Source organism: Bradyrhizobium sp. SK17 (assembly GCF_002831585.1).
In the GTDB taxonomy this organism is placed as follows: domain Bacteria; phylum Pseudomonadota; class Alphaproteobacteria; order Rhizobiales; family Xanthobacteraceae; genus Bradyrhizobium.
Map to the genome: position 1 here is coordinate 7,066,000 of NZ_CP025113.1, position 18,664 is coordinate 7,084,663.

The 18,664-nt window shown below is 63.7% G+C and carries 15 protein-coding genes, 1 tRNA gene and 1 pseudogene; 5 read left to right on the forward strand and 12 right to left on the reverse strand.

Translation table 11 applies throughout. The annotated features are described in order from the left end of the window. The first annotated feature begins 217 nt into the window (after positions 1-217). The 3 genes from CWS35_RS32830 (at position 218) to CWS35_RS32840 (ending at position 3,066) form a co-directional block, all read left to right on the forward strand. On the forward strand, positions 218-706 hold the full coding sequence (locus CWS35_RS32830; RefSeq protein WP_024580196.1) for a hypothetical protein: 489 nt from the start codon (positions 218-220) through the stop codon (positions 704-706). A 219-nt stretch (positions 707-925) separates the two neighbouring features. After that, complete coding sequence (locus tag CWS35_RS32835; RefSeq protein ID WP_100955431.1) at positions 926-2,386, forward strand: MATE family efflux transporter; 1,461 nt, start codon at positions 926-928, stop codon at positions 2,384-2,386. A 134-nt stretch (positions 2,387-2,520) separates the two neighbouring features. Further along, positions 2,521-3,066, forward strand: coding sequence for a hypothetical protein (locus CWS35_RS32840; RefSeq protein ID WP_100955432.1), 546 nt, complete (start codon positions 2,521-2,523; stop codon positions 3,064-3,066). 99 nt (positions 3,067-3,165) lie between these two features. Here CWS35_RS32840 and CWS35_RS32845 read toward each other — a convergent pair whose 3' ends face one another. Further along, positions 3,166-4,119, reverse strand: coding sequence for an aliphatic sulfonate ABC transporter substrate-binding protein (locus CWS35_RS32845; protein WP_100955433.1), 954 nt, complete (start codon positions 4,117-4,119; stop codon positions 3,166-3,168). Between the two features lie 100 nt (positions 4,120-4,219). Between CWS35_RS32845 and CWS35_RS39245 the strand changes: the two genes are divergently transcribed. Beyond that, complete coding sequence (locus tag CWS35_RS39245) at positions 4,220-4,381, forward strand: hypothetical protein (protein ID WP_157817302.1); 162 nt, start codon at positions 4,220-4,222, stop codon at positions 4,379-4,381. Positions 4,382-4,730: 349 nt separating this feature from the next. On the opposite strand, the gene CWS35_RS32855 is transcribed toward CWS35_RS39245, so the two are convergent. Further along, positions 4,731-6,125, reverse strand: coding sequence for a short-chain fatty acid transporter (locus CWS35_RS32855; protein WP_244442164.1), 1,395 nt, complete (start codon positions 6,123-6,125; stop codon positions 4,731-4,733). 113 nt (positions 6,126-6,238) lie between these two features. Continuing rightward, entirely contained in the window at positions 6,239-9,640 is a 3,402-nt protein-coding gene (locus CWS35_RS32860; protein WP_100955435.1) for a molybdopterin-dependent oxidoreductase, read from the reverse strand. Between the two features lie 144 nt (positions 9,641-9,784). Between CWS35_RS32860 and CWS35_RS32865 the strand changes: the two genes are divergently transcribed. Continuing rightward, the gene (locus CWS35_RS32865) at positions 9,785-10,462 is read left to right on the forward strand and encodes a GntR family transcriptional regulator (RefSeq protein WP_024580189.1); all 678 of its coding nucleotides are present in this window, start codon (positions 9,785-9,787) and stop codon (positions 10,460-10,462) included. 39 nt (positions 10,463-10,501) lie between these two features. Here CWS35_RS32865 and CWS35_RS32870 read toward each other — a convergent pair whose 3' ends face one another. The 9 genes and pseudogenes from CWS35_RS32870 to CWS35_RS32910 form a co-directional block, all read right to left on the reverse strand. Further along, entirely contained in the window at positions 10,502-11,665 is a 1,164-nt protein-coding gene (locus CWS35_RS32870; protein WP_024580188.1) for an acyl-CoA dehydrogenase family protein, read from the reverse strand. A gap of 106 nt (positions 11,666-11,771) precedes the next feature. Next, the gene (locus tag CWS35_RS32875; RefSeq protein WP_024580187.1) at positions 11,772-12,539 is read right to left on the reverse strand and encodes a crotonase/enoyl-CoA hydratase family protein; all 768 of its coding nucleotides are present in this window, start codon (positions 12,537-12,539) and stop codon (positions 11,772-11,774) included. Positions 12,540-12,620: 81 nt separating this feature from the next. Then, positions 12,621-13,403 (reverse strand): SDR family NAD(P)-dependent oxidoreductase, encoded by a 783-nt coding sequence (locus CWS35_RS32880; RefSeq protein ID WP_024580186.1) that lies wholly within the window; start codon positions 13,401-13,403, stop codon positions 12,621-12,623. A gap of 18 nt (positions 13,404-13,421) precedes the next feature. Then, a complete protein-coding gene (locus tag CWS35_RS32885) occupies positions 13,422-14,672 on the reverse strand; it encodes an acetyl-CoA C-acetyltransferase (protein WP_024580185.1) in 1,251 nt (416 codons plus the stop codon). A 240-nt stretch (positions 14,673-14,912) separates the two neighbouring features. Continuing rightward, a pseudogene (locus tag CWS35_RS40225) lies at positions 14,913-15,176 on the reverse strand (helix-turn-helix domain-containing protein); the annotation flags it as partial. A gap of 565 nt (positions 15,177-15,741) precedes the next feature. Continuing rightward, positions 15,742-15,817 (reverse strand) — tRNA-Lys (locus CWS35_RS32895). Positions 15,818-15,993: 176 nt separating this feature from the next. Further along, positions 15,994-16,575 (reverse strand): Spy/CpxP family protein refolding chaperone, encoded by a 582-nt coding sequence (locus CWS35_RS32900; protein ID WP_024580183.1) that lies wholly within the window; start codon positions 16,573-16,575, stop codon positions 15,994-15,996. A gap of 161 nt (positions 16,576-16,736) precedes the next feature. Next, on the reverse strand, positions 16,737-18,023 hold the full coding sequence (locus CWS35_RS32905) for a TRAP transporter large permease (protein ID WP_024580182.1): 1,287 nt from the start codon (positions 18,021-18,023) through the stop codon (positions 16,737-16,739). Further along, positions 18,023-18,595 carry a TRAP transporter small permease gene (locus CWS35_RS32910; protein WP_024580181.1) on the reverse strand — a complete coding sequence of 191 codons (573 nt, stop codon included), beginning with the start codon at positions 18,593-18,595 and terminating at the stop codon, positions 18,023-18,025. The genes CWS35_RS32905 and CWS35_RS32910 overlap by 1 nt, the downstream gene beginning before the upstream one ends. Positions 18,596-18,664 lie beyond the last annotated feature (69 nt).

An 18,664-nucleotide genomic window follows, 5' to 3' on the forward strand; every position in this document is an offset into this window, starting at 1 on the left:
ACCAATCGGGACATGCTTATCAATCCGGACACGGGGTCGAAGCACACCCAAACCTGCACAAGAAGGTTGTTGAACTGGACGAGCCACAGTCTTGAGTGGTAGGTCGGAGCGCGACAGAAATGTGCCCGCGCACGACCCATTTCGTCGGGCGAACCAGCTTTTACAGAAACCTACGCACCACTACAGCAAGCCAAAGTTATACTGAAAGGAAAACGCGATGAGCGGACGTGTCTATAACAACCAGCAATTTAAAGATCATATCAACGCAAACTACTATCCTTTGCAGAACATGATCAAGAGCGTTGCTATACTTAAATCGTCAGAACTGATCGACATAGAGACGCTCGAATACGGCCAGTATCAGCCGATCCTGTCGCCCAGGGACAAATGGCCGAGCGGAAGCGGCAAGTTGTGGCAGCGGGAGATGGGCAAGGCCCGTCTGGACCTCGCAACCCAGCCCAACAGCGCGGCACTCTCCAAGGACCAACCCGGCGTCGTCCCGCTGACCAAGTGCGCACTGCTGGATGCCAGCGTCCGCAAGTGCTTCAACTCCGAACCGCCGATCCCGATGCAGATCGACGTGAAGGAGCAGGACAAGACTGCGCCGAACGCCGACCGGCACGACATCCTGCTGACCTGGGAGCATAAGAATGGCGACGACCAGCCGCCGACCCTTCTCCTGCTGACGATGGTCTGCCCGGCCTGATTTCGCTGCGGACCACACGCCATCGTCCGCGATATTTTGGAGGCGAGCAGCAGCCCGGCGACAAGAGCTGGATGCCTCAAGAACGCGGCCAGCCTGCCTCACGAGGCAGGTTGGACTCGGCGCCAACATTCTCCAACCTGCAACAAGCGAAGAGTCCGATTGATACACTCATAGATAGTTTGTCTGCCTAGAACCGTTCCCAGATGCGAAGGAACAGCCATGTCTGATGTTCCTGCCGACAAGATTGCAACCGATGCGGAAAAGCGTCCGCCCTCATCTTCTCAAGCGCGCGTAAAAGCGCTGCTCGAAGGACCGATTCTGCAAACTCTGCTTGGGCTCGCTTGGCCGAACGCGATCGCATTCTCCGCAGGCACCCTCGTGGCAGTCGCAGAGACCTACTATATCGGCCGGCTCGGGGTCGACGCGCTCGCCGGGCTCGCGCTGATATTTCCTTGCGTGATGCTAACCATGAGCATGTCAGGCGGAGCAATGGCCGGTGGCGTGGCATCAGCCATTGCGCGTGCGCTCGGCGCGGACGACCGCGACCGCGCTGCAACTTTGGCGACACATGCCCTTCTGATTGGAATCTCACTCGGCGTCGTCTTTATGCTGGGCATGCTCATGTTTGGCCCATCGCTGCTCAAGTCGCTCGGCGGCAAGGGTCACGCATTGGCACAGGCCGTTGCATACAGCCACGTCTACTTCGGCGGCGCAGTCATACCTTGGCTGCTCAACACGATGGCAGGTATTCTGCGCGGTACCGGCAACATGAAGTTGCCCTCACTCATGATCCTCAATTCCGCTTGCCAGATTGTCCTGGGAGGTGTGCTGGGCCTTGGCTTCGGGCCGGTACCGCAACTTGGCATGCATGGAGTTGCGGCAGGCACACTGATCGCTTATTCAATCAACATCGCGGTCATCGGCTGGTACTTGTTCACCGGGCGCGCTGGCATCGTTCCCAAGTTGCGAGGGCTCCATGTTCAGTCGGCAATGCTTCTGGACATCCTGAAAGTTGGTGCCGTTGCTTGCTTCTCACCGTTACAGTCCGTCCTGACGACCGGGGTCCTTACACACCTTCTAGCGGTGTTTGGGACCGCTGCACTCGCAGCCTACGGCATCGGCGCAAGACTTGAATACGTACTGATCTCGATCGCCTTCTCAGTCGGTGTCGCATCGGTGCCGATGATGGGAATCGCGATTGGTGCGGAGCGCATCTCCAGAGCCAAGCGCATCGCCTGGACGGCAGGGTTCGTCGCGTTCATCGTAATTGGCCTGCCTACAGGACTCATCGCGATGCTCCCGGATCTTTGGATCAATATCTTCACTGAAGACTCGATCGTACGGGCCATCGGCCGCGAATATCTTGCAACCGTCGCGCCATTCTATGCCTTTCTTGGACTTGGATCATCGATCTACTTCTCGTCGCAGGGAGCAGCGAAGGTACTGGGGCCAGTGCTGGCGCAGACGGCCCGGTTACTCCTCATCGTGCTCGGAGGCTGGTGGCTATCAAGACAAGGAGCACCGGTCGCGAGATTTTTTGACCTCGCCGCTGTCTCAATGGTCGTGTTGGGCGTTTGGTCCTCCGCCAGCATCGCGCTTTCGCACTGGGCGAAACCCAAGGGCTGCTCCGAGAATAATACCTCAAGGTTGCATTGGTTGACGCGTCGTCGTCATGGATGATACCTTTCTTTGAGCAGATAGAACCGAGCGTCTCGATCTAGTTGAGACCAAGCTGAACCAGGCCGCTCGCCGACAAGCTTGGATACACTGCAAGTTTTCCAACCCAGGTCGCATCTCACATCGGAGGAAAATCGATGGGCGGAATCTACAACGACGAGCAGTTCAAAGAGCTGATGAACAGTAACTACTATCCTTTGGACAACATGAAGCGGAGCGTCGCGAAGCTCAAGGCATCGGATCAGATCGACATCCACACGATGGAATACGGTCAATATCAACCGATCCTCACACCGACGGAGACTTGGCCGAGCGGCGTCGGCAAGGCGTGGTACCGGAGCGTTGGTCAGGCCCGGATACAACTGTCAGCGCAGCCCAACACCAAGCCGCTGTCGAACGACGAGCACGTTGTCGTCCCCTCAACAAAATGCGCACTGTTGGACGCCAGTGCCCGGAAGTGCTTCAACTCGGAGCCTCCGATACCGATCTTGATCGACGTGATGGAGCAGAAGGAAGACGCGCCTGACGCCGACCTGCACGACATCAGATTGGTCTGGGAATACGGAGACGGAGACCGCAAGGCTCCGACACTTCTCCGATTGACAATGGTTTGCCCATACAAGCCAGCCGCGCGGAAAGCAGCGAGCCTGGTGGACACCCACCTGCCATCGACGAACAAATAGACAGGCGATAACCCAACCCATCAGGGATAGAACGCTGCAGGCGGCTATGAAACGATAGTTGCCTGCAGCGCCATCTGGACGTCGAGCTCGCGCTAACGTTCACGAGCCCGGCGTCCATTTCCAGACGATATCCGACACGTTGATCGGCTTCGGAATCAGCCCGATCGCCTTGAACCGATCGGCAATCGCCTGCTGGCTCCTGACAATCTCCGCATCGAGCGGCACCACCTGATAGTTCGAACGCGCGACGAAGCGCCTAATCGCCTCGATGTCGACGCCGGTCGCCTCGGCTTGGGCACGGGCCACCTCCTCGCGGTGGTCCGCGGCCCATTTTCCTTCTGCGGCGAAGATCGCGTTGAGCTTCGCGACGGTGGACGGATACTTCGCCACGAAATCCGATCCCGCGATGTAGAACGCGTTCGGCTTGTGCACGTCCTTGTCGAAGGCGATGACGCGCACCTTGTCCTTGAGCTCCGCCAAAGCCAGATACGGATCCCAGATCGACCAGGCGTCGACGATGCCCCTGGAGAAGGCGACGGTTGCGTCGGCCGGCGCCAGCGGTGTCGGCGTGATGTCGGTCCAACTGAGGCCGGCCTTGTCGAGCGCCGCGACCAGCAGATTGTGCGCGCTCGAGCCCTTGCCGAATGCGACACGCTTGCCCTTGAGATCGGCGAGCGTCCGGATCGGCGAGTCCGCCGGCACGATGATCGCCTGGTTGCTGCCGTCGGACGTCACCGCCGCGACGTAGCGGATGCTGGCCGCGCCGGCCTGCGCGAAGATCGGCGGCGTATCACCAACGAAGCCGAAATCGACGCTGCCGACATTGATCGCCTCGAGCAGCGGCGGCCCGAACTGGAAGTCGATCCACTTGACCTCGATGCCGAGCGGCTTGAACGCGTCCTCGACGGTGTGGCGCTGCCGGACAGCGGGGAACAAGCCGCCCTTCTGGGTGCCGATGCGGATCTCGGCCGGCTTGTCTTCGGCGTGAGCTGGCACAACCGCAAGTGCCGAGAACGCCAGTGCGGCGGCAAGGATGATGCGTCGGGTGGTCATGATGGTCCTTTCAGATGTTGCCTGAGATCGATGACGGCCGGCTCCGGCGCCGTTGCAGGTGCGCCCTCACCGCGCGCTCCGCGGCGCGCGCGGAACCGAAATGGCCACCGTCGAGGCCGTCAAAAGCGCGGTCCGAGGAGAAGAAGCAGAAGCCGCCGCTATCGCTGACGACGATGCCCGCGGTTCGATCCGATACTTCGATGACGTAAGCTTGGGATGGTTGAGACTGGGTCTGGGACATGCGTGCTCGATCGCCGAATGACGGCGCTCCTGTCTGATTGTCGAGTGCTCTGGATTTTCGAAGCGATCAACAACAGACGCCGGTCGCCGCCGAGACGCAGCGATGCTGCACGCGATGACGCATGTCGCACATCAGGCTGCGGTGGATATGTCTCATGGCGGTGACCTTGAACGGCACGGATATCGCGCACCAATATCCGGCCGAACCACGCGGCGGTCAATGAAATGACTGACCAAAGATCAGAGCCCGGCGCGATGCCTCATTCGCGGCCGGCGGAAAAACAGCACAGTTTAGGTGATGCCGGGTGCAGCCGGCTCGATCTGGCGCAATCGTGGCCGGGCACCATCTCGTGGTGCCCGGCCCGCATTGCTCAAGGGATGATCGGCGGGTGATAGGTGAAGGTCGCCATCAGGATCGCGGCCAGCAGCATCACGATCGGGAAGTGGATGAAGAACTGCACCGACGTGTAGCCGATCAGATCCTTCGACTTCAGGCCGAGAATGCCGAGCAGCGGCAGCATCCAGAACGGGTTGATGAAGTTCGGCAGCGTCTCGGCGATGTTGTAGACCATGACCGTCCAGCCGAGATGCGCACCGATATCGTTGGCCGCCTTCATGATGTAGGGGGCCTCGATGATCCATTTGCCGCCGGCCGACGGCACGAAGAAGCCGAGCAGCGCCGAATAGATGCCGACAAGGAACGAGAACACGGTGGAATTGCTGGAGGCGCCGACGAACCAGTGTGCGATCGTATCCGACAGCGTCGTGCCGCTGCTGTTCGGCACCTTGGTCAGGATCTGCGCGATGCCCGCATAGAACGGAAATTGCAGCAGCACGCCGGAGACGCTCGGCATCGCCTTGGAGAACGACTCGATCAGGCTGCGCGGCCGCCAGTGCAGCACGATGCCGAGAATGAGGAAGACGAAATTGTAGGTGTTGAGTCCCGACAGCGTGATCAGCGGATTGCCCGACTGGAACGTCTGCCACAGCCAGCCGGCGGCAAGCAGCGCGATCAGGATCGTGAGCAGCGGGCTGAATTCGAGCCAATCGCCCGGCCGCGCCGGCTTCCTGGCCTCGATGCGATCATCGCCGAGCGCGACGCCGAGGTCTTCCGCGGTCTTGGCCTGCTCCGGCGCAGGTGTCGTGAAGTAGCAGATCGCCGCCGACACCACGGTCACCATCACGACGGTGACCATGTTCTGCCAGGTCAGGATGGTTTCCGAGAATCCGATCACGCCGGTGATCGGCAGCAGCGATGCCGGGATGCTGCCGGCATTGGCCTGGAGCTGCGCGGCTGACGACGTGATGCCAAGCGTGAAGCCACAGCCGAGTCCGAGATAGCCGGCCGCACCGGCTGCCCGGTAGTCGAGCCTGATGTCGGTGCGCCGCGCGATCTCCCGCACCAGGAGGCCGGAGAAGATCAGGCTGAGGCCCCAGTTCAGCAGCGAGAGAAAGATGCTGAGCACGCCCACGAACACCACCGCGCCACGCCCGGTCTTCGGCACGCTGGCGAGCCGCGTCAGCACGGCCGCCACCGGCGGCGACATCGCCACGACATAGCCGCCGATCGCGACCAGCGCCATCTGCATCGTGAACGGAATCAGATTCCAGAACCCGTCGCCGAAGGCGCGGCTGACGGCAAGCGGCGAGCCTCCGTGCAGGATCGCGCCCGCGGCGACCGCGATCACCGCGATCAAGACAAAGACATACGCATCCGGAAACCAGCGCTCGGCGAACGCCACCAAGGCTTGCGAGAATCGCGCCATGATGTTGTCCGTGACAGGTTTTCGCAGGCTCACGGTTTGATCGTGCGTTGCATTCGTCATTAATCTGATCCCCCTTCCGGTGATGCGGTTACGGCCTTCAGTCCCATTGATTGTCAAAGCGCGAGCGTGAGATCGGTGAGCGGCACGGCTTGGCAGGCGAGGCATCGTCCCTCGCTTGCATCGACGGGACCGAGATGGGCGAACTCCCCATCGACGACCTCGACCGCGCAGCTTTCGCATTGTCCGACGCGGCAACCGCTCGGCAGCGCAACGCCGGCCGCGCTGGCTGCATCGAGCAGCGTCCCCTGCTCAGGTCCCCACGAGAAGCTCTGCTTGCTGCCGGCCAGCCGGATGGTCCGCGGCGCAAGGTTGTCCGGCACCGCCGGCGGCGACACGAAGCTTTCGGCAAAGATATCGAAGCGCGGGATACCGAGCGCCGCCGCGGCCTCGATTTGCGCGGTGACGAAATCCGGCGAACCGCAGATGTAGACCAGCGGCCGGCCTGCCAGCAACGGCTTGGCCTCCGCGAGATCGAGCCGTCCGTGGCGCAGCGAATGCGCGCCGATCGGCTCTTCCGCGAGCGGTGCGGAGTAGAAGGTCAGGCGTTTCAGCCCTGGCGTGCCGGCTTCCAGCTCGGCGAGCCGCTGCGCGAAAGGATGCTCGCGGCTGTTGCGGCAGCCATGCAGCAGCAAGATCTCGCCAACGCGATCCTGCGGCGCGATGCCTTGCAGCGTCTCGATATGGCTGATGAACGGCGTGATGCCGATGCCGGCGGCGAGGAAGATCAGCGGCCGCGGTCCCTTCAATGGCGGCGTGAAGATGCCGCCCGGCGGCTCCAGCAGCACCTCGTCGCCGACCGCAAGATCATGCAGGCGATCCGGCATGAAGAACGGCGCGTCGTCCCGGCGCGTTTCGCCGAGGAAGCGCCCCTTCACCGCAATCGACAGCGCGTCCGGCAGATCGCCCGCCCCGGTCAGCGAATAGGCGCGCGCCTCCGCGGCACCGGGCAGCGAGATCATCACATGCTGTCCAGGCAGGAAGTCGGGCAGCGGGCCACCGTCACGCGGCCGCAGGCCGAGGGCCACGACGTTATCGGCCTCGATGCGGCGCTCGCCGACCACAAACCGCCGCCCGCCGCTCCAGACGCCGCGGCTGGCCACGCCGTCACGCCTGATATCGCAGACGATGGCGCGCAGCGGCACCGAGCCGCTGACCGGATCGCGTGCGTCGTCGCGCAGCACGGCGTTGATATTGCGCGTGTGGATACCCGCCGCCGCGGTGCGGTCGCGGCCGAGCGGCGGGCAGTCCTCCCACCAGCCGAATTCGGCGACCACGACACGATCGTCGAGCGCCACATTGAGCCGCACCTTCAGCCGCACCGCACCGCCTTGCGTCTCCACCACGGCCCAGTCGCCGTCCACCAGCCCACGCCGCGCGGCGAGTTGCGGGCTGATCTCCACCGCCGGATCCGGTGACTTTCGCCGCAACGAGGCGACATGCCGCCAGGAGGAGTGCACGAACCAGCCGCTCTTGGCGGTCGACAGCACCAATGGAAAGCGCTCGTCCGCGGCTGTCGTGAGCGGGCTTCCGACCGGCTCAACGTGATCGGGCAACGGATCGTGCCCGTGTCCCAGCATCAGCTCCGAATAGATCTCGACACGTCGCGTCGGCGTCGCGAACCCGGCGACCGTTCCGTCCTCGCGTGCGACCGCGTATTTTTCGTCACGGAAGGCTTGCGGGAAGCGCCGTCCTTCGGGAAACCCGCGCAAATCCTCGACGCCGATCCCGAGCGGCGCCAGCTGGTAATTCCAGCCGGCCTTGATGTCGCCACCGAAGAACAGCTCGTCCATGCCAAGCTTCAGCGCCAGCTCTGCCGCGATTTCATAGTCGGCCTTGACCGCACCGACCGGCTCGACCATGCGCGGACGAAACTGCACGGTCTCGACGGCCGCTTGCGTGATCTCGAACCCGATCTTGAGCGCATCGCGCTCCCACGGCGTGCTCGCTGGCAGCACGAAATCGGCGCTCTCTGCGGTCGGGTTCATGAACATGTCGATATGAACCTGGAATTCCAGCGCGTTCAGTGCCGCCTTGTTGCGTTCGGAATGGCCCTGCGAGACCACGAAGTTGGTGCCGAAGGCGACCAGCGCGCGCACTTGATAGGGTTCGCCCTCGAGCACGGCCCGGCTGAAATCACGCGCGGTGATCCAGCCCTTGGCAGGCGGCCCGAGCGGCAGCTCGGTGATGCCGAGTGCCTTGGCCTGCTGCTCCCGCGACAGGATGTTGTAGTCGTTGAGGGCGCGCGTCGGCGGCGGGACCGGCCAGCGATTGCCGCCGAGCCGATCACAGGCGCCGGTCAACGCGTAGAGCGATGCGATGGCACGCTCGATCGCGGTGGCATTGGTGTGCTGGCCGACGCCGGTCCATGAGTGGTAGGCGAGCCGCGGCCGGGCCGCCAGCAACGCGTTGAATGCCTCGATGTCCGCGATGGGCAGCCAGGTCAGTTCCGCCACGCGCGCCGGCGTGTAGGGTGCAGCGCGTTCTGCCAGCAGTTCGAACGCGGTCGCGGCTGCGATCATGCGGCCATCGCGTGCACGCACCGACAGCACGCCGCGCAACCGGCCGCCGCTGTGCTGCGCGTAACGGGTATCGCATGACACCGGCGCGCCCGACGCATCGAGGCGGACGAAAGCGTCCGGCGCGCCATCCGGCCACAACGCGTCGGCGCGCAGGAAGCGCCCGGTCGCGCGATCGACCAGCAGCGCTCCGTTGGTCCAGGCGTCGACGAACTCAGCATCGAAGCTGCCGGTCGTGATCAGATGCCGGATCGCACCCATCGCCAACGCACCATCGGCGCCGGGACGGATGCGCAGCCAGAGGTCGGCCTGCTGACCCGAGCCGTTCGGCTTGGGATCGACGACGATGACCTTGGCGCCACGCCGCCGCGCGTCGGCAATCCGCGTCGCCTGTGCCAGCCAGGTGCGCGCAGGGTTGTGGCCCCAGAGCACGATCGCATCCGCATTGTCGTAATCGGGAAAGCCGATGCCGCGACCGAAGGTCAAGGCGTGCGCGTAGTCCTTGTGCCAGCCGCAGACCTCGACCGCGTAGATCAGGTTCGGACTGCCGAAGCCGCGGATGAAGCGCTCAACCCACTCGAAGCTGTCGACCATCGGCGTGCCGCTCGGCGTGGTGACGCCGAATGCCACCGCCTCGGCGCCGCTTTCAGCGCGGATGCTGGCGAGCCGGCCGGCGATCTCGGTCAGCGCCTCGTCCCAGGAGATCTCGACCCAACCCGGATCGGCGGCGTCGCGCGGATGGGTCCGCTTCAGCGGAACGGTCAGCCGGCGCGGGCTGGCGACGATTTCCGGGGCCGCACGCCCCTTGGCGCACAGCGCGCCACCGGTCGGATGGTTATTTAATACCTCTACGCCGACAAGGCGGCCGTCCTCGACCACGGTGACAGCACCGCAGCGCGAACGACAGAGCGTGCAATAGCCGGGTAGCCGCTGTTTCACAGCCGTCTCACAATCCAGTCAGCGCTTGTGACGCATTTTGGTAGCGCGTTACACATTTACGTCATACGCTACCGGTCCCGTCAAGGCTAAGTAATAATCAAGGGACGAATCGGAGTTCCCAACGAGAGGCGGCGACGACCACCCATGGACCAGAATTTGCGCGAACAGGTGCTGCAACGGGTGCGCGCCGAGATCATTTCCGGGCAGAGCCTGCCAGGCACGATGTATTCGGTGCCGAGTCTCGCCGCGAGCCTTGGCGTCTCCTCGACCCCGGTGCGCGAAGCATTGCTCGAACTGAGCCGCGGTGGCCTGGTCGAGCCGATGCGCAACCGCGGCTTCAAGGTCGTCGAGCCGACGCTGACCGAGTTGCGCAATTTGTTCGACATGCGCGAGGTGCTGGAGCTGCACGCCGCCGTGCTGGTCGCTACCAATCCGCCCAGCGATCTACCAGCGGTGCGCGGCTGGGCCGACCAGATCGCCAAGGCCGTCGAGACCGACGACGTCCAGCTCTATCTCGAAGCCGATCGCAACTATCATCGCGAGTTCATCGCGGCCGCCGGCAACGAGCTCTTGACCGACATGGTGATGGGCCTGCGCGACAAGATGCGACTCTACGGCATCAGCTCCCGCGCCGGTCTCGAGCGGCAGCAGGCCTCGGTGCCCGAGCACTATCGGCTGATCGAGCTCGCGCTCGCCGGCGAGACCGAAGCGCTGCCGACCTTGCTCCGCAGCCACATCCGCTCCTGGGAGCCGATCTTCGCCGATGCACTGTTGCGTTCGAAGGAGTATGCACGCGAGCCGCTGCGCCAGGCACGCGGCTGACGCCGAGAGCGAGATGGATAGCCGGGTCGTGGTGACCGGCTAGTCCAGAATGCTCTTGTACTGCTCCGAGAAGACATCGCGGCCAATGATCAGCCGCATGACTTCGGAGCTTCCGGCCAGGATCCGGTTGACGCGCGCGTCGGTGAACATCCGGCTGATCGGATATTCATCCATGTAGCCCGCACCGCCGTGCAGCTGCACGCCGAGGTCGAGCATCTTCCACTCGACCTCCGACGACATCATCTTGGCCTTGGCGCCCATGTTGCTGGTCAGCCGCCCCGCATTGTGCTCGGCAACGCAGTGATCGACATAGACCTGCACGAGGTCGATCTCGGCATCCATCTCCGCCATGCGGAACTGGGTGTTTTGCTGTTCGGCGAGCGGCCGGCCGAACAGCTTGCGGTCCATCACGTAGGTGCGCGTGATGTCGAACGCCTTGCGGGCATTGGCGATCGATCCGACCGCGGAGATCAGCCGCTCTTCGGCAAGGCCTTCCATCAGATAGTAGAAGCCCCTGCCCGGCTCTCCCAGCACGTTGGCCTTGGGCACCTTCACATTGTTGAAGAACAGCTCGGCCGTGTCCTGCGCCGGCATGCCCATCTTCTTGAGATTGCGGCCGCGCTCGAAGCCTTCCATGCCGCGCTCGACGATCAAGAGCACCATGGCGTGCTTCTTCTCGGCGCCCGCGAGCTTAGCCGCGACGATCACGACGTCGGAATTGATGCCGTTGGAGATGTAGGTCTTCGAGCCGTTGAGCAGGAAATGATCGCCCTTGTCCTCGGCCGTTGTCCGCATGCCCGCGAGGTCCGAGCCCGCGCCGGGCTCGGTCATCGCGATCGCCAGGATGGTCTCGCCGCTGACGCATTTGGGCAGGAAGCGGTCGCGCTGCTCCTCGGTGCCGAAGCGCTTGAAGTAAGAACCGACCAGGCGGCTGTGCAGCGTGTTGAACCAGCCCTTGCAGCCCGAGCGCGCGGTCTCCTCGATGATGATCTGCTCATAGCGGAAATCCTCGTCGCCCATCCCGCCATATTTTTCCTCGGGCCAGATCATCAGGAACCCGAGGTCGCCGGCCTTCTTGAACGCGTTGCGATCGACGATCCCAGCCTCTCGCCACTCCTCCATATGGGGCGCGATCTCGCTGGCGAGGAACTTGCGGTAGGAATCGCGGAAGATGACCTGGTCTTCGGTAAAGCTGCGCATCATTCACCCAACAGCGCTCTCAAGCGGCGCGGCACCCACACAAAAAAATTCGGAGCGCCGGTTCTGCTGCAATCAAAACCGGCGCTCCGTTTTCGAACAAATCGCGGCGTTACTTGCCCTTCCAGTTCGGCGCGCGTTTTTCGGCGAAGGCAGCCGCACCCTCGCGGGCGTCCTCGGACACGAAGACCGGACCGACGATCTCCTGCTGCTTCTTCCACATCTGGTCCTCGGGCCAGAGCCTGGATTCGACGATCACCTGCTTGGATGCCTTCACGGCGAGCGGGCCATTGGCGCCGATCGCGGCTGCAAGCTGGAGCGCGGCCTCGAGCGCCGGGCCGTCGGTGACGCGGTTGATGATACCGAGCTCATAGGCACGCTCGGCGCCGAAGAACTCGCCCGTCAACGCGAACTCCATCGCCACGCGGAACGGCATCTGGCGCGGCATGCGGATCAGCCCGCCGGCCGCAGCCGCCAGACCGCGCTTCACCTCGGGGATCCCGAACTTGGCGTTGCGGTTGGCGACGATCATGTCGCACGACAGCGCGATCTCCATCCCGCCGGCGAGCGCGTAGCCGTCGACCGCCGCGATCAGCGGCTTCTTCGGCGGCGCCTCGGTGAGGCCGGCGAAGCCACGACCAGGAATCGACGGCCGTTCGCCCTTCAGGAACCCCTTGAGGTCCATGCCCGAGCAAAACGTACCGCCGGCACCAGTGATGATGCCGACGCTGAGCGCATCGTCGGCATCGAGCCGGTCGATCGCCGCCGCCACGCCCTTGGAGAGGGCAAGGTTGGCCGCGTTCTTGGCCTCCGGCCGGTTCAGCGTGATGATCAGGATCGGTCCGCGGACTTCAGTGAGGACCGGAGTTTCGTCGGACATCGCCTTCGTTTCCTGTTGCTGTGATTGTTGTTTGAACATGATCTTTTCGGAAAGCCGCTTCGCGCCTTTCCGGATCATGCTCTAGCGCGGAGCCATGCGGATGGCGCCATCGAGACGGACGTCTTCACCGTTGAAATAGCCGTTGGTGATCATCGTCAGCGCCAGATGCGCATATTCCTCCGGCATGCCGAGGCGCTTCGGGAACGGCACCGACGCGCTGAGCGCGGCCTTGACGTTCTCGGGGGCGCCCTGGAGCAGCGGCGTGTTGAAGATGCCCGGAAGGATGGTGTTGACGCGGATGCCTTCGGCCATCAGGTCGCGCGCGATCGGCAGGGTCATGCCGACGACACCGGCCTTCGAGGCCGAATAAGCCGCCTGCCCCATCTGACCATCCTCGGCCGCGACCGAAGCCGTATTCACGACCGCGCCGCGCTCACCGTGCTCGAGCGGAGCCAGTGACAGCATGCCCTGCGCCGACTTGGCGATGCAGCGGAAGGTGCCGATGAGGTTGATCTGGATGATGCGGTTGAAGGCATCGATCGGGAAGTGGGTGGGCTCGCCGGTCTTCTTGTCCCGGCCTGCGGTCTTCACCGCGTTGCCGGTGCCGGCGCAGTTCACCAGGATGCGCTCCTGGCCATGTGCCGCGCGGGCCTTGGCGAAACCCGCATCGACCTGCTCGTCGGAGGTGACGTCGACCTTGCAGAAGACACCGCCGATTTCCTTGGCGATGGCTTCACCCTTCTCCTCGTTGAAGTCGAAGATCGCGACCTTCACGCCCTGCGCGGCAAGCGCGCGCGAGGTGGCCGCGCCGAGGCCCGACGCGCCGCCGGTGACGACGGCGGCGACCGATGAATCGAGTTTCATTGCGTTGTCCTTTCGCGATCAGAGGCGTTCGATGATGATGGCGGGCGCCATGCCGCCGGCGGCGCACATGGTGACCAGACCATAACGACCGCCGCTGCGCTCGAGCTCGTCGAGCGCGGTGCCGATCAGGATCGATCCGGTCGCGCCGATCGGATGGCCGAGCGCGATCGAGCCGCCGTTGATGTTGACCTTCTCGCGATTGAGGTCGAGGTCGCGGATGAACTTCTCGGCGACGACCGCGAACGCCTCGTTGATCTCCCAGACATCGATGTCGTTCTTGGTCAGGCCGGCCTTGGCGAGAACCTTCTTGGCCGCCGGGACCGGCGCGTTCAGCATCAGCGTCGGGTCATCACCCTGGTTGGCATAGGCCACGATCCGGCCGCGCGGCTTGAGGCCGTGCTTCTCGGCATAGTCCTTCGACGTGATCAGCACCGCGGCGGCGCCGTCCACCACGCCCGAGCTGTTGCCGGCATGATGCACGCCCTTCCACTCGAGGCCCGGATAGCGGCGCTGGATCTGCTTCTTGAAGGTCGTGCCGTTGCCGAGATCGAAATCGGCAAGCTGTTCGAAGCTGGGCTTGAGCGAAGCCAAGCCTTCGGCGGTGGTCTCGGGACGCGGGAATTCCTCACGGCCGAGGGCCACGCTGCCGTCGTCGTTGAGGACCGGGATCACCGACTTGGCGAAGCGGCCTTCGTCGATCGCCCGCTTGGCGCGCTGCTGGCTGGTCAGTGCCAGGGCATCGCAGGCCTCGCGGCTGATCCCCTCGCGCGTCGCGATGGCGTCGCCGCACACGCCCTGGTGGGACTGCGGATGAATCTCGTCGAGCGCCGGATTGCCGGAACCCATCATCCGCGCCGGCTGGCCCGCCTTGGAGCGCTCGGCGGCGAGGGTCTGCTGATAGCTCATCATCTCGGTGCCACCGGCGATGACGCAATCTTCCATCCCCGACATGACAGAGGCTGCCGCGAGGTTCACCGAGGTGATGCCGCCGCCACAGAACCGATCCAGTGTCGTACCGCTGGCATTGATGTCGTAGCCGGCCGCGAGCGCCGACATGCGGCCGAGATCGCCGCCCTGCTTGCCTTCCTGGGTCGAGGTCGACCAGATGATGTCGTCGACGGTCGACGTATCGAGCTTGTTGCGCTCCTTGAGCGCGCCGAGCACGGTTGCTGCCAGCTGCTGCGGGTGCAGGTGCGACAGTGCGCCCTTGCCGGGCTTACCGATGCCACGCGGCGTGCGGACGGCGTCGATGATGTATGCTTCGGGCATGCGTTTCCCCTTCGTTTCAGATGTTTTGCTCAGATTGACTCGTACCGACGTCCCGACCATTCCGGTGCGCGTACCGCTTCGGAATGAGATGGGTCGTCAGCGGTGTGGCGTCACCGAAAGCGGCTCGGCAATCGAGTTGCGCTGATCTTCGAAATACTCGAAGCGCGGCACCGTGCGGCGTTCCCGCTCATCGGCACAGGCGGGCTTGTCGGCCCCTTGCGCAAACAACGGAGCGCCGGGCGCCGCGGCGTGGGGACCGAGCGCATACTTCTGCTCTTGCGGCAGGTAGATCAATTGGCCGATCTGGGTGAGGGTCAGCGTGAGACGGGAGACCGTCGAGCGGGGAAGACCGCAGCGATCGGCGATCTCGCGATTGCCCAGGCGAATGCTTCGGCCTTCGAAGCAACGCACGATGTCGAATGCGCGCGATACCACCTGGATCACGCGCCGGTTGTCCGTGCCGTCGGTGTCTTGCGCCATCAGTACTTCAGATCGACGTCCCATCGTTTACGCCTCACTCCTCATGTTCGTACGGGTGAATGAAGTCCGCCCGGGTTCGGGCGTGACGCGCCGATCCGCGACGTTACACTCGCGTGCGCGACGTGATGCGGCGCACGCGCCAGCGGATCTGCATAGAGGATCTGACCAAAAGCGCCCTGGCATCCAGCCCAGCGAAGCGAGCGCGGAGCAAGCAGCTTCGGATATCGATGGCCGACCGGCATCAGGCGGATTCTTTCCCTAGGGTTTCAGACCTTAATTAATTGATTAATTAGTCAGCTGCTTAAAGTGGGCGCTCCACCCTGTCAACTGCGGTTGCCGCAGGGCGCCCCGCGCGGATCGCACCTCGCTCACACCGCCTGGACCCATTCGTCGGAAGTAGTGGCTACCGCGGCGTCGCGACGCGATCGAACGGAAGCGCGCCGCCGGCGTGGCGAGACAAGCGTGCAGGCAGATGCGATCGGAGATCAGCAGATTTTCGTGAGAAGCAAACCAGGCAACCGGAGTGTCTGAAGCAACGCGACAGACGGCCGGGATGGCCTTACGAGGGCGAACCTAAGCTATGAAAGCTTGGTGGGCGCACCAGGGCTCGAACCTGGGACCCGCTGATTAAGAGTCAGCTGCTCTACCAACTGAGCTATGCGCCCGGAACTTGTCCGGAAATGACCCTCGCAAGAGAGGCCGTCGTTTAGCAAAGCGATTCCGCGATGTCCAGCAAGCTGGCGCAAGTTTTCCCGACTTTTACGCGCCCTCCCGACAGCCGAAAGGCCGCCGGATTCCGGCGGCCTTTCATGGGCTTGGCGAAAGCGCCGAGGCGCGGCGCTCAGAGCCGACCGGAGCGTTCCTGATCGGGACCGTCGTCGCGGTCGAAATGACGGTCGCGGCCGCCGCGCTCCCAACGGTCCATGCCGCGCTCGAGGCGGTGACGGCGCCAGCCCTCGGCGCCGAAGCCGCGGCCTTCCATGTGGGTGAGCATGGTCAGGCGCCGCTTCTGGTTGTCGTCGAGCGTCTTGTAGAGCGGATCGGCGGCATCGGCGATCTTCTTCAGCGAGGCCGAGGTCGCCGCCATGTTGTCGGCGCGTTCGCGCAGGCGCGCCACCGGATCATCCGGCTTCTGCGCCTTGTCGCCATCGGCCTTCTCGGCGGCCATCCGCGCATTGGCGCGATCCATCCGCATCTTGGCGAAGTCGCGCACCGCGGTCTCGACCGGTGGCCACAGCTTCTCCTGATCGGCGCTGAGCTTCAGCCCGGCGTGAACGGCAGCGATCCGCGCGTCGAGGAAAGCGGCCCGATCCTCGGGGCTCATCCGCGTATGGCTGTGGAACCAGGGACGATGCTGGGCATACACCGCGGTCGAACCGGCAATCGTGAGCGCCGCGATACCGGCGAGCAGAACTTTCTTCATGCGATCCTCCTTCAAGGGTTGCCCAAGGATGATGCGCCCGGCCGCGGCCTTCAACTTACCGATTTGACAGAGAGACCTCTCTTACCAAGATGTAATCCGGCTCATTTCGCGCCGGAAATAATCAAAGCGCGAGATCGCGCTTTGATTGCTTGTTGTTTGCGTTAGTTGATCATCCCGAGCACGCGCGGCAGCCACAGCGAGATCTCCGGCACGTAGGTGATCAGGCCGAGGAACACCAGCATCGCGCACAGCCACGGCAACACCGAGATCGTGATCTCGGAGATGCCCATCTTGGCGATACTGCTCGCGATGTAGAGGTTGAGGCCGACAGGCGGATGGCACAGCCCGACCTCGGTGTTGACGATCATCAGGATGCCGAGATGGACCGGGTTCACGCCGAGCTTGGTCGCCAGCGGATACAGGATGGGCGCCATGATCAATAGGATCGAGGACGGATCCATCACGTTGCCGGCGAGCAGCAGGATGACGTTGACGACGAGCAGGAACATCCACACCGAGAAGTTCTTGTCGATGATCCAGGCCGCCATCTCCTGCGGGATCTGCTCGTGCGTCATCAGGAACGAGAACAGCACCGCGTTGGTGATGATGTAGAGCAGCATCGAGCTCATGCTCGCCGCCTGCAGCAGCACCTTCGGCACCTCGGAGAGCTTCAGCTCCTTGTAGACGAACACGGTGATGAAGAAGGCGTAGGTCGCGGCGACCGCGGCGGCTTCGGTCGGCGTGAAGACGCCGCCATAGATGCCGCCGAGCACGATCGCGATCAGCAGCAGGCCCCAGATGCTTTCGCGGAACGCCTTGAACTGCTCGCCGATGGTCGCCCGCGGCATCTTCGGATAGCCGTTGCGTTGCGCCACGAAGAAGGTCACCGCGGCCAGCATCAGCGCGAGCAGGACGCCCGGCACGATGCCGGCCATGAACAGCGCGCCGATCGAGGTGTTGGTGGAGACGCCGTAGAGCACCAGGATGATCGAGGGCGGCACCAGGATGCCGAGCGCGCCCGAGGTCGAGATCACGCCGACGCCGAACCGCTTCGGATAGCCGTGATCGACCATCGCCGGCATCATGATCGAGCCGATCGCGACCACGGTCGCGACGCTCGAGCCCGAGATCGCCGCGAACATCGCGCAGGCCGCGACGCCGGCGAGCCCGAGGCCGCCGGGCAGATGCCCGACCAATGAGGTCGTGAACGCGATCATCCGCCGCGCGACGCCGCCGCGGGTCAGGAAGGTGCCGGCCAGGATGAAGAACGGGATCGCCATGATGCCGAAATTGTCGAGGCCCGAAAACAGCTTCAGGCCGACGCTCTCGATCGGCACCTCGGTCATCGTGAACAGGAAGGTGAGCACGGTCAGGCCGAGCGAGATCGAGATCGGCATGCCCGTCAGCATCAGGGCAAACAGCAGTCCAAAAATAAGGGCGGCGCTCATCACGCTTCTCCGAGCGCGACGGGCGCGGTCTTGCTGGTCTCGACGCCGTCGACATGGGAGGCGTCATGGTGCGGCAGCTCGTCGGTCCACCAGTAGTTCCAGCACACTTGCAGGAAGCGGAAGCACATCAGATAGGAGCCGAGCGGGATGCAGGCATAGACGATCCAGCTCGGGATCTCCATGTCGGGCGAGACCTGGTCGGTGTGCATCAGCTCGTAGACGAACTTGGCGCCCATGGTGCCGACGATCGCCGTGAACAGCGCACCGCCGAGCAGGCCGAACAGGATGGTGCGCTTGCGCCAATAGTCGTTGAGGCGATTGATCAGGACGTCGACGCCGACATGGATGCCGGTGCGCACGCCATAGGCGGCGCCGAACTTCGCCATCCAGATGAACATGTAGATGCAGAGTTCCTGCGACCAGGCGAGATTGATGCCGAACAGATACGGATAGAGCAAGGGAACGTCGACCAGAAAGCGGTGCACGACCGTGACGAAGGTCAGGAGCGTCGCGGCCCCCATCAGGCTCGCGATGATGATTTCCTCGAGCCGGTCCAGAATCTTCAGCAGCATAAATCTCCCCTGTCATGGCCTGATGCGGCAACCGGCCACGGCACCCAAGCCGCGGCCTCACACGGCCGC

What these genes read in the sequence shown, in the direction of transcription:
- CWS35_RS32830 (WP_024580196.1), top strand. Translation starts at nt 218, where the DNA reads ATGAGCGGACGTGTCTATAACAACCAGCAATTTAAAGATCATATCAAC.
- CWS35_RS32835 (WP_100955431.1), top strand. Translation starts at nt 926, where the DNA reads ATGTCTGATGTTCCTGCCGACAAGATTGCAACCGATGCGGAAAAGCGT.
- CWS35_RS32840 (WP_100955432.1), top strand. Translation starts at nt 2,521, where the DNA reads ATGGGCGGAATCTACAACGACGAGCAGTTCAAAGAGCTGATGAACAGT.
- CWS35_RS32845 (WP_100955433.1), bottom strand. Translation starts at nt 4,119, where the DNA reads ATGACCACCCGACGCATCATCCTTGCCGCCGCACTGGCGTTCTCGGCA.
- CWS35_RS39245 (WP_157817302.1), top strand. Translation starts at nt 4,220, where the DNA reads ATGGCCACCGTCGAGGCCGTCAAAAGCGCGGTCCGAGGAGAAGAAGCA.
- CWS35_RS32855 (WP_244442164.1), bottom strand. Translation starts at nt 6,125, where the DNA reads ATGGCGCGATTCTCGCAAGCCTTGGTGGCGTTCGCCGAGCGCTGGTTT.
- CWS35_RS32865 (WP_024580189.1), top strand. Translation starts at nt 9,785, where the DNA reads ATGGACCAGAATTTGCGCGAACAGGTGCTGCAACGGGTGCGCGCCGAG.
- CWS35_RS32870 (WP_024580188.1), bottom strand. Translation starts at nt 11,665, where the DNA reads ATGATGCGCAGCTTTACCGAAGACCAGGTCATCTTCCGCGATTCCTAC.
- CWS35_RS32875 (WP_024580187.1), bottom strand. Translation starts at nt 12,539, where the DNA reads ATGTCCGACGAAACTCCGGTCCTCACTGAAGTCCGCGGACCGATCCTG.
- CWS35_RS32880 (WP_024580186.1), bottom strand. Translation starts at nt 13,403, where the DNA reads ATGAAACTCGATTCATCGGTCGCCGCCGTCGTCACCGGCGGCGCGTCG.
- CWS35_RS32885 (WP_024580185.1), bottom strand. Translation starts at nt 14,672, where the DNA reads ATGCCCGAAGCATACATCATCGACGCCGTCCGCACGCCGCGTGGCATC.
- CWS35_RS32900 (WP_024580183.1), bottom strand. Translation starts at nt 16,575, where the DNA reads ATGAAGAAAGTTCTGCTCGCCGGTATCGCGGCGCTCACGATTGCCGGT.
- CWS35_RS32905 (WP_024580182.1), bottom strand. Translation starts at nt 18,023, where the DNA reads ATGAGCGCCGCCCTTATTTTTGGACTGCTGTTTGCCCTGATGCTGACG.
- CWS35_RS32910 (WP_024580181.1), bottom strand. Translation starts at nt 18,595, where the DNA reads ATGCTGCTGAAGATTCTGGACCGGCTCGAGGAAATCATCATCGCGAGC.